The 10,000-nt window shown below is 62.4% G+C and carries 9 protein-coding genes; 4 read left to right on the forward strand and 5 right to left on the reverse strand.

The window, feature by feature from the left end; genetic code table 11:
• On the forward strand, positions 1 to 894 hold an 894-nt coding region (locus LDL37_RS14875; protein ID WP_290799599.1), incomplete at its 5' end, for an MFS transporter.
• Positions 895 to 936: 42 nt separating this feature from the next.
• Here the strand turns inward: LDL37_RS14875 and LDL37_RS14880 are convergent.
• The 3 genes from LDL37_RS14880 to LDL37_RS14890 are packed head-to-tail and all read right to left on the reverse strand — an operon-like array spanning position 937 to position 5,371.
• Positions 937 to 3,387 carry an ABC transporter permease gene (locus LDL37_RS14880; protein WP_290799600.1) on the reverse strand — a complete coding sequence of 817 codons (2,451 nt, stop codon included), beginning with the start codon at positions 3,385 to 3,387 and terminating at the stop codon, positions 937 to 939.
• 8 nt (positions 3,388 to 3,395) lie between these two features.
• Positions 3,396 to 4,076, reverse strand: coding sequence for an ABC transporter ATP-binding protein (locus LDL37_RS14885; protein ID WP_290799601.1), 681 nt, complete (start codon positions 4,074 to 4,076; stop codon positions 3,396 to 3,398).
• Positions 4,073 to 5,371, reverse strand: coding sequence for an efflux RND transporter periplasmic adaptor subunit (locus LDL37_RS14890; protein WP_290799602.1), 1,299 nt, complete (start codon positions 5,369 to 5,371; stop codon positions 4,073 to 4,075). Before LDL37_RS14890 ends, LDL37_RS14885 begins: the two co-directional genes overlap by 4 nt.
• Before the next feature lie 117 nt (positions 5,372 to 5,488).
• Here LDL37_RS14890 and LDL37_RS14895 point away from each other — a divergent pair, with 117 nt between their 5' ends.
• Together LDL37_RS14895 and LDL37_RS14900 are read left to right on the forward strand one after the other, a co-directional pair.
• A complete protein-coding gene (locus LDL37_RS14895; RefSeq protein ID WP_290799603.1) occupies positions 5,489 to 6,061 on the forward strand; it encodes a response regulator in 573 nt (190 codons plus the stop codon).
• Positions 6,062 to 6,064: 3 nt separating this feature from the next.
• The gene (locus LDL37_RS14900; protein WP_290799604.1) at positions 6,065 to 7,288 is read left to right on the forward strand and encodes an ATP-binding protein; all 1,224 of its coding nucleotides are present in this window, start codon (positions 6,065 to 6,067) and stop codon (positions 7,286 to 7,288) included.
• Here LDL37_RS14900 and LDL37_RS14905 read toward each other — a convergent pair.
• Both LDL37_RS14905 and LDL37_RS14910 read right to left on the reverse strand, forming a co-directional pair.
• Positions 7,285 to 7,971, reverse strand: coding sequence for a TorF family putative porin (locus LDL37_RS14905; RefSeq protein ID WP_290799605.1), 687 nt, complete (start codon positions 7,969 to 7,971; stop codon positions 7,285 to 7,287). The two genes, LDL37_RS14900 and LDL37_RS14905, sit on opposite strands and share 4 nt — an antisense overlap.
• Before the next feature lie 172 nt (positions 7,972 to 8,143).
• Positions 8,144 to 9,520: a dicarboxylate/amino acid:cation symporter gene (locus LDL37_RS14910; RefSeq protein ID WP_290799606.1), complete on the reverse strand. Its 1,377-nt coding sequence runs from the start codon at positions 9,518 to 9,520 to the stop codon at positions 8,144 to 8,146.
• Positions 9,521 to 9,718: 198 nt separating this feature from the next.
• Here LDL37_RS14910 and LDL37_RS14915 point away from each other — a divergent pair.
• The coding region (locus LDL37_RS14915; RefSeq protein ID WP_290799607.1) for a hypothetical protein at positions 9,719 to 10,000 on the forward strand (282 nt) is incomplete at its 3' end.

Here is a 10,000-nt window from a genome sequence, read left to right on the forward strand (position 1 = left end):
GAGCGCGCGCAGGCCGTCGGCATCTTCAACGCCGGCACGGCCATGGGGCCGATCATCACGCCCCTGCTCGTCCCGGCCATTACGCTGGCCTTTGGCTGGCGCGCGGCCTTTATCTCCATTGGCATCGTCACCGCCCTGTGGCTGGTGGCGTGGCTGATCATGTACCGCCGCCCGCAGGAGCACCCCAAGGTGTCGCCTGCCGAACTGGCGCATATTCAGTCCGACGACACGAGCGCTACTGAGACCGCAGCCCCCACGGCCAAGATCTCGTGGTTCAAGCTGCTGACCTTCCGTCAGACCTGGGCCTATGCGCTGGGCAAGTTCCTCACCGACCCCATCTGGTGGCTCTATCTGTTCTGGCTGCCCGACTTCCTGAACAAGCGCCACGGCCTTGATCTGAAGACCTTCGGCCCGCCGCTGATCGCCATCTACATTCTCGCCGATTTCGGCTCGGTTTTCGGGGGCTGGGCGTCGTCAAAGCAAATCAAAGCCGGGCGCACGCCCAATGCGGCGCGCAAATCCACCATGCTGGTCTGCGCACTTCTGGTTACGCCCATCTTCGCGGCGCAGTTCGTTGATAATCTGTGGGCCGCCGTGGCCATTATCGGCCTCGCCGCCGCCTCGCACCAGGCGTGGTCGGCCAATCTGATGACCCTGCCGTCGGACCTCTTCCCCAAACAGGCCGTGGCCTCGGTTATCGGCATCGGCGGCATGGCAGGTGCCATCGGCGGTATGCTGATGACCACCTTTAATGGGTATATCCTTGAGTTCTTCAAATCGTACCAGCCGATCTTCTTCGTCGCCGGTTCGGCCTATCTGATCGCCATTTTCGTCATCCACACCCTGACGCCTAAGCTCGAAAAGGTCCCCGAAGAGAAGATTTTGAAGGCGTAAAAAACAGAAAGGCCCGTTCCGATGAGGAGCGGGCTTTTCTTCTTACTGATGCCTCAGCGCCTTGCCCGGTTCGGTCGAAGCGCTGCTGAGCGCCAGCCCCCCCACCGTCCCCAGCGCGATGGCCAGAGCCGCCGCGGTGGCGATAAGGAAGAACAGCGGGCTGATGCCGATGGCGTCATCGAACTGCGACAGCCACTGCCCCAGAGCCAGCCAGGCGAGCGGCCAGGCGATGACGCTGGCGATCAGCACGGGCCGCAGGAATTGCAGCGTCAGGAGCCGCACCACCTGACCGCGCGACGCCCCCAGCACTTTGCGCAGACCAATCTCACGCGCCCGGCGCGAGGTATTGAACGCCGCCATGCCGTAAAGCCCGATACAGCCGATCAGCGCCGCTACCCCGGCCCCGACCCCGAACAGGTTGGAGCGGTCGCGTTCGGGCTTGTAATACTTGTCGAGATTCTCATAGGCGGAGGTGACTTCAAACGGCACGTCCGGCGCGATCTGACGCCACACCTTGCGCAGACGTTCGCGCATCACGCTTTCGCTGACCCCGGCATAGCGGACAAAGCCGACCGGATTGTAAGAGACATGGGCATCGAACATGTACAGCTTGGCCGGGATGGGCTCAGACGGATGATAGAAGCGCGCGTCTTCGACCACACCGACGATGCGTACCGTATGATCGGCGAAGCGCGCCGTCTGCCCCACAGCGGCCTGTGGTGTCTTGAAGCCCAGACGCTGCACCGCCAGACGACTGACGATGATATTGGTCACCCGCTTGGGGTCAGACTCCGCATGACTGCCCACCCAGGTCTGATCCTCGGCAAAACGCGGATCAAAATAGCGCCCGGCCAGCAGCTTGATACCGATCAGCTCGAAATAGCCCGGCCCGACCACGGACCAGTTGACCGTCGGCGATTCGGTCAGCTTGTCGCGCTGTCCCGGCAGGACAATATTGGAGTTGTTGACATTACTCTGATCGCCCGGAATGGCATTGGCAAGGGTGACCGCCGTGACGTTCGACAAGGCGCGCACCGCGGCCTGAAAGCCTTCGCGCTGTGCGGCATTGATATTGACATCGCGGATCGAATTGACCAGCAGCAGGCCGTCGCGTTTGAAGCCGAGGTCCGCCGACTGGATATGCTCGATCTGCTTGATGAAGCCGAGCATCAGGGTAAAGGCCATCACCACCGCTGCGAATTGCAGGATAACGAGGCCTTCACGCAGACGCATCCCCAGACGCCCGCCCGCTGGCGTGCGGCTCGACGCCAGCACCTGCGCCGGTTTGAAGGCCGACAGGGCAAAGGCCGGATAGAGCGCCGCGACCAGACCGGCCAGCACCACCACCCCCAAAAGCCCGGCCAGCCACACTCCGTCTTTCATGTAATCGAGCGCCAGAGACAGGCCCCCGGCGGCATTGATCAGCGGCAGGGTCAGTTCGACCAGAGACAGACCGACGATAAAGGCCACCAGCAGGGTCAGCAGGGCCTCCCCCAGAAATTGCAGACGCAAAGCCGAAGGACGCGCCCCCAGTGTCTTGCGCACCGCCACTTCACGCGCCCGCAGGCCGGCCCGCGCCGTGGCCAGATTGACGTAGTTGATCAGGGCCAGCCCCAGCGCCACCACGCCGACCAGACCCAGCGTGACGATAGCCGCCTTCTGTTTGGGGTCGATCAGGTGCATATCGGCCAGCGGCACCAGCACCAGCTTCATCAGGCTGCTGCCCTTTGTGCCGGGGCCGAAGCTGTCGCCCACCTGACGGTCGGTAAAGGCGTCCATCTGGGCCTGTAAGGCGCGCGCCTCAGCCGGATCATTGAATTTGAGGAAGGCCATAAGCTGCACCGAGCCCCAGTGATGCCAGGTGTCGGGCTCCATCGCCGTGCGCTGCGGCGTGATGCGCCGCATCAGGCCCAGCTTCAGATCGGCATTTTTGGGCAGGTCGCGCATAACGGCGCTGACCACATAGGGTTTGCGCCCTTCGGCATCGCTGAGCGTCAGGGTCTTGCCCACCGCGTCCGCCGTGCCGAAATATTTGCGCGCCTTTTCCTCGCTGATGACCACGCTACCCGGATCATTCAGCGCGCTGGCCGCGTCGCCTTCGCGCATGGGCACGCCGAAAAAGGTGAAAAACTCCGGATCGACCAGCTCGATCTGCTCGGCATAGACCTCCGACCCCTTGTGCACCGTGACCGGGTTCGACCAGTCGCGCACGGTGACCAGTTGCGGATAGCTGGCCTTCAGTTCTTCGGTCAGGCCGCCCATGGCGCCGATGCGCACCTCATCAGTCATGCCGGGGAAGAAGTAGCGGGTGCCGACGGTGTAGATTTTGGCGCGTTCGGGGCTCCAGCTCTCATAACCGGTTTCAAAGCGCACCAGCAGGCTGAGCGCGATAAAGACGGCGATGCCGAGGCTGAGGCCCAGAAGGTTGAGGCCGCCATACAGCGGATGTCGGGTGAAGGAGCGCCAGAAGGCGATGAAAATGGAGCGTAACATATCAGGCCTCACAACATCTGGGCGACGGAGGCCACCAGTTGCCCGTCGAGTATATCGACGCGGCGGCTGGCCTGATCGGCGTGGCTGGGCGAGTGGGTGACCATGATGATGGTCGCCCCGGAGGCGTTCAAACCTTTAAGGATATCCATGACCTGCGCGCCGTTTTCGGTATCGAGATTGCCCGTCGGTTCGTCGGCCAGGATCAGGTCGGGATTGCCGACAATGGCACGCGCAATAGCGGCGCGCTGCTGCTGACCGCCCGACAACTGATGCGGGAAGTGGCGCGCCCGATGGGCGATGCCCACACGGTCCATGGCCGTTTCAATGGCCTGACGGCGCGACCCCTTCTGCCCCTGACGATAGAGCAGGCCCAGCTCGATATTCTCATAGATGGTCAGGTCATCGACCAGATTGAAGCTCTGAAAGATGAAGCCGAGATGGCGGGCGCGGTGCTGCGCCAGCTTCGCTTCACTTAAGCGCGCCAGATCAACCCCGTTGAACAGATAGGCCCCGGAGGTCGGGCGGTCGATGGTGCCCAGCGTGTTGAGCAGGGTCGATTTTCCGCAGCCCGACGGCCCCATAATGGCGACGAATTCACCCTGCCTGATGGTCAGATTGATATTGTGCAGGGCCGTGGTTTCGATCTCATCGGACCGGTACAGGCGGGAGACGTTTTGAAGCTCAATCATGAATTCGAGTCCGACTTGATGTGGAGATATTGCGCATTGCGCAGGTTGGAGACCCCGGCCGTGACGATGCGTTCGCCGGGTTTGAGGCCGCTGAGGATTTCAACCTGTTCGGGGTTGCGGCGGCCCACCGTGACGGCGCGGCGGCTGGCCTGATCGCCCTTCGCGTTGAGCACAAACACCCACGCCCCGCCCGATTCCGTCAGCCAGCTTCCCGACGGGGCCAGAATGGCCGGCGTCGTCTGACCCAGTCTCAGGCGGATATCGACCGTTTCGCCGCGTTTGAGATCGGCGGGCGGCGGCGTGACAAACTGCAATTCGGCCACCACGCGGCCATTGGTCACCTGCGGAAAGACCTTGGAGACGGCAACACTGACCGTCTGACCGTGCAGGCTGGCCTCGGCCTTCTGCCCTTCGGACAGGCGTTGCAGGTAGAATTCATCGACCTCGGCGCGCAGCTTGTAGCTGCCTTCGGAATCGACCTGCGCCACCGCGTCGCCCTCCTTCACCGCCTGCCCCGGTTTGAGGCTGAAGGCGGTCAGGCGGCCCGCGGCGGGGGCCGCGATGGTCAGGGCGTCGAGGCCGCGACGCACCTCACCCAGATTACGGCGCAGGTCCTGCGCATTGTCCTGCACCTGACGACGCTGACCGGCATAGAATTGCGCGTCGGGCGTCTGGGCGGTCTTCAGCGCCGCCACGCGCTGACGCTGATAGGCCACCTCATCGGCATAGGGCTTGACCGCCGCCGCGTTGATAAAGCCCTTATCGAGCAGGGTCTGGCGCTTCTGATATTCCTGTTCGGCGCGGCTGAGGGCGTAGGCGGCATCGGCCAGCGCCTGTTCGCGGTTTTCCTGCGCGGTTTTGAGCGCCATCAACTGATTGGCATTGTCGGCCAGACGCGCCGAAATATCGGCCTCACGCCCCGACACATCCAGCGTCAGGGCCGGATTGACCAGATAGACCAGCGCCTGCCCCTTGGTCACACGGTCACCGTCGCTGACCGCCACGGCCTGTACGCGACCGGCGGTCGCCGCCGTGATATAGACCGTATCGAGCGGCACGGCTTCGGCGCGCAGCGGCACATAGTCCTGATAAGGGGCGCGCACCACCTCACCGGTTTCGAGGGTACGCGCCTCGACCGTTACCGTGCCCGACCTGGGCAGGGTCAGGTAAAAGGCGAGGCCCGCCGTGGCGATGACGACGGCGGCGGCGGTGATCTGAAACGGACGGCGGCGATACCACGGCCTGGCGCGCTTGCGGTCCATGTTGGTGGGGGATGAGAGGACGTTATCGGGCATGTTAAAACGCTAACACAGAGTTTTCAATTCATATAAATAATTCATTTTGCTTGCTTTTTGTCGATTTTTGCCCTCAAATCAGGATTGAAATCACCCCGCAGGTGTCCGAATCCGAACATGCCTTCCGAAGCCGAAACACCCCCTCTGACGCGCGCCGTCTTTCTTGATGACGACCCCGATATTCTGGCGGCGGCCGAGCTGGTCCTGACACGGCAGGGCTTCACCCTGCGCACGGCGCAGTCGCCGGATGAGGCGCGCGCTTTGCTTGAGTCTGAGACACCGGATGTGCTTCTGCTTGATCTCAATTACCGGCGCGGCGATACGTCAGGCGAAGCGGGTCTGGCCTTTTTGCAGGAACAACTGGCAAAGACCCCGCACCTGCCGGTGGTCGTCGTCACCGGCCATTCGGGCATGAGCATTGCCATTCAGGCCATGCGGCTGGGGGCGCAGGATTTCGTGGTCAAGCCGTGGAACAATGAGCGGCTGGTCGCCGCCCTGCGTGCCGCCATTGAGACGCCGCCGCGCATCCCCGCCGACCTGCCGCCGCAGGACCTTAATCTGGAGCGCTCCGAGCGTGAGCTGATCAAGGCGGCGCTCAGCCGGCATCAGTTCAATATCTCGCACGCCGCCAGAGACCTTGGCCTGACGCGGGCGGCGCTGTACCGGCGCATGGAAAAGCACGGTCTGTGACGCATGGGGTCTCATCGCATCTGGCTCAGCATTGTCGCGCAGGTGGGCGTCTTCGCCCTGGGGGTCGGGCTGTGGCTGGCCCTCAGTCAGGGCTATTACGCCACGGCGCTGGTTTGCGGACTGGCCGCCGTCGGTCTGGCCGTGGCGGGCGTCAACAGCCCGGCCTTCCATCTGGCACGCGAACGCCTGCGCGCCCGGCTAAGCCCCGCGCCGATCTTTACAGCGGAGCTGGGACGGCGCAGGCTTCAGATGCTGCTCGATCAGGCCCCCTCGCCGCTTTTGCTGCAAACCGATGACGGGCAGATCATCGCCGTCAATCGCGCCGCACGGCAACTGTTCGGCGTCGCCTACGCCCTGCCTCTGGCGGTGCGCCGCACGCTTGTCGGTGAGGGTGGCGACCTGTTTGCGCCGGGACAGCAGATCGTCTGGGAAGGCCGCACCTTCGCCGTTCAGCACAATGAGCTGATTGAGGATGAGCGCACCTCGCAACTGGCCATCCTGACCGATATTTCCGCCGATGTGCGCGCCGCCGAAGCCACGGCGCTGCGCGATCTGCTGCGGGTGCTGAACCACGAACTGATGAATGCCCTGACGCCCGTCGCGTCGATGAGCAAAAGCGCGCTCGACCTGCTGCATGACGACACGCCGCACTCGCGCGAACTGGCCATCAAGGCGCTGGAGCGGGTGGTGGCGCGCACCGAAGGCCTGCACGACTTTATCAATGCCTATCGCGCCCTGACCCGCCTGCCGCCGCCCAGCCTGCAACCGGTGCGCCTGTCCGAATGGCTGGATGTGCTGCACGAAAGCTTCACCGCCCAATGGAGCGACAAGGGGGTCAGCCTTTTGTGGGAGGTGCCCGCCGAAGACGCCCTGATCCGCATGGACGAGGATCAGATGTGGCTGTGCGCCGGGAACCTGCTCAACAATGCGGCGCAGGCGGCGCTGGAAAAGGGCGGCGACCCCAGGGTGCGCCTGCACGCCACCACCGGGGACAGCAGGCTGACCCTGGTGATCGAGGATTCCGGTCCCGGCATCCCGGCCGAACATGGCCGTCAGGTCTTCATGCCCTTCTTCACTACCAAGGCCACCGGCACCGGGGTGGGCCTCAGTCTGGCCCGCCAGATCGTACAGGGCCACGGCTCGGACCTCAGCCTGTTGCCGCTCAGTCCCGGCGATCCGGACGCCCTGGGCGGCGCCCGTTTCGCGTTTAGTCTTTCTAAAATCTAGAACTTCTTCGACAGGGTGACGAAGGTGGACTCGCCGTACTTGGCCCCCAGATCGCCCTTATCCGTCGTAGTATAGGTCAGGCTGACCAGAAACTTCGGCGTCACCGCATAGCTCACCCCGGCCAGATAGCTGGTGTAATCCACACTGTCCTGATTGTGGCGGAAGCCGTTGGCCGCCTGAAGCGTCAGTTTCGGCGTCACCTTGTAGTCCAGCCCCCATTCGCTGAAGGTGGCCTGCTTTGCCTTGCCATAGTTGTCCGGCGAATAGGCCAGATTGAGCTTGGCCGTCAGGCGCGCGTTCAGCTTGCGCGCGGCATTGATCTCATACTCCGTAAACTCGTTATCAATGCCGATTTTGGTGCTGTTATACTGCTTGAAGATTGCGCGCGACGTGACGTCATTGCCCAGCCACTTCGACTTGTACCCGATCAGAAGCTGGGTCTGGTTATCGACGCCGGTCGTGCGGTCACGCATCGACTTGTACAGGAAGCCGCCAAACACCTTGCCATAGGCGGCCTGCCCGCCGACGGTATACTGGGGGCGGCCTTCTGTCTGGCTGACGCTGCGATAGATACCGTCGCTGAGGGCTTTGATTTCCGCCGAATATTTGACCGTTTCGGCCTGAGCGACCGTTGGCAAGACAAAAAGCAGGGCGGCGGGCAAAAGGAAGCTGTTCGCAGACATTAGGGTCTCCGTTGGCGAAACCGCAGCGCAGTCTCGCATTCATCTCAAAAGAAGGGATTAAAAGGAACCCGTGCCGGGGGCTCGAACCGATACACCGGCACGGGTCAGTGAGGATGGAACCGTTAGGGGGGACACGACCGGGCTACGGCCGGAAGGTTCCATCCTTAAAAGATTAGTCCGCGCTCTTCTCGCCCAGTTGCAGACCTGCCGGAGCGCCGTGGATGGCCATCACCGGTTCGGCCTCGATCATGGGCTTGCCATTCATGGCGGCGCGGAAGGTGTCCATGTCGATCGACTTTTCCCAGCGGCTGACGACGACGGTGGCGACCGCATTGCCGATGAAGTTGGTGATCGAGCGGCATTCCGACATGAAGCGGTCAACGCCCAGAATGATGGCCATACCGGCAAGCGGCACGGTCGGCACCACCGACAAGGTGGCGGCCAGGGTGATGAAGCCCGCGCCCGTCACCCCGGCTGCGCCCTTGGACGACAGCATGGCGACCGACAGCAACAGCAGTTGTTGCTCAAGCGACAGGTGGGTGTTGGTGGCCTGAGCGATAAACAGGGCGGCCAGCGTCATGTAGATATTGGTGCCATCGAGGTTGAACGAATAGCCGGTCGGCACGACAAGGCCCACGACCGAACGCTTGCAGCCCGCGGCCTCCATCTTTTCCATCAGGCTCGGCAGGGCCGATTCCGAGGACGAGGTGCCGAGCACCAGAAGAAGCTCCGCCTTCAGATAGCCGATCAGCTTGAAGATCGAGAAGCCGTTGGCGGCACAGACAGCGCCCAGAATGACGATCACGAACAGGGCCGAGGTGGCGTAGAAGGTGCCGACCAGCGCCGCCAGATTGACGATGGAGGCGATGCCGTACTTGCCGATGGTGAAGGCGAAGGCACCGAAAGCCCCGATGGGCGCGGCCTTCATCAGGATCGACACCATCTTGAAAATGGCGTGGCTGACGGTTTCCAGCAGGTTGACCAGCGGCTTCGCGCGCTCACCCACAAAGATCAGCGAAATGCCGAACAGGATGGCGATAAACAGCACCTGAAGGATGTTGCCTTCGACAAAGGCCGAAGTGAAGGTCGTCGGAATAATGTCCATCACGAAGCCGATCAGGGTCGTTTCGTGCGCCTTGGCGGCGTATTCATCTACCTTGGCATTGTGCAGCGTCGCCGGGTCGATATTCATGCCGTGACCGGGCTGCACCACATTGGCGACGATCAGGCCGACGATCAGGGCCAGGGTCGAAAAGGTCAGGAAGTAGGCAAAGGCCTTGCCCGTGACCGAGCCGACGCCTTTCAGCGAGCCCATGCCGGCAATACCCGTGACGATAGTCAGGAAGATGACTGGCGAAATGATCATCTTGACCAGCTTGATAAAGCCGTCACCCAGCGGTTTCAGCGCCTCGCCGGTCTGCGGGTAAAAGTGCCCGATGGCCGCGCCCAGAGCAATGGCAACCAGCACCTGAAAATAGAGATGGGCATAGAAGGGGCGCTTGCGCGGGGCGGCCGCGGTCAGCGTGTCCGTAGGGATATGCATCTGCATGGGTGTTCCTCGACCCTTTGGTGGTTTTTGTTAACTCACCATAATCCGGCACCACCCCTGTGCCCACAATTCGGCCAATTTTCATTAAATCATTGAAATATAGAAATTTATATTAAAGACAGCCCTACATTTTGTGTGAAATTTCGCACACATAATCCAGACATTGTGCGAAATTTCACAAAGGTTTATGATGGCCACATGTTCCTTGTACCGCGCAAGATTCGACGGCCTCTGCTGATCCTCGCCGGCCTTGCCTGCGTGGTCGGTCTGGGGCTGGCCCTGTGGGGCGTCTATAGCCTGAGCTATACCGGGGCCCTGCGCATCGTCTCTGAGGACGTCGAAACGCGGGCGCGGCTGCGCGCCGCCGTCCTGCAAAGCGAGATGGAGCGGCAGGCGACGGTGGCGCTGGTCCTCAGCGACGACAGCGACGTGACCGCCGCGCTGCTGGGCAATCGGCCAGCGCTCTATAGCGGTGTCTCC

It is taken from the genome of Asticcacaulis sp. (assembly GCF_020217185.1).
Lineage (GTDB): Bacteria > Pseudomonadota > Alphaproteobacteria > Caulobacterales > Caulobacteraceae > Asticcacaulis.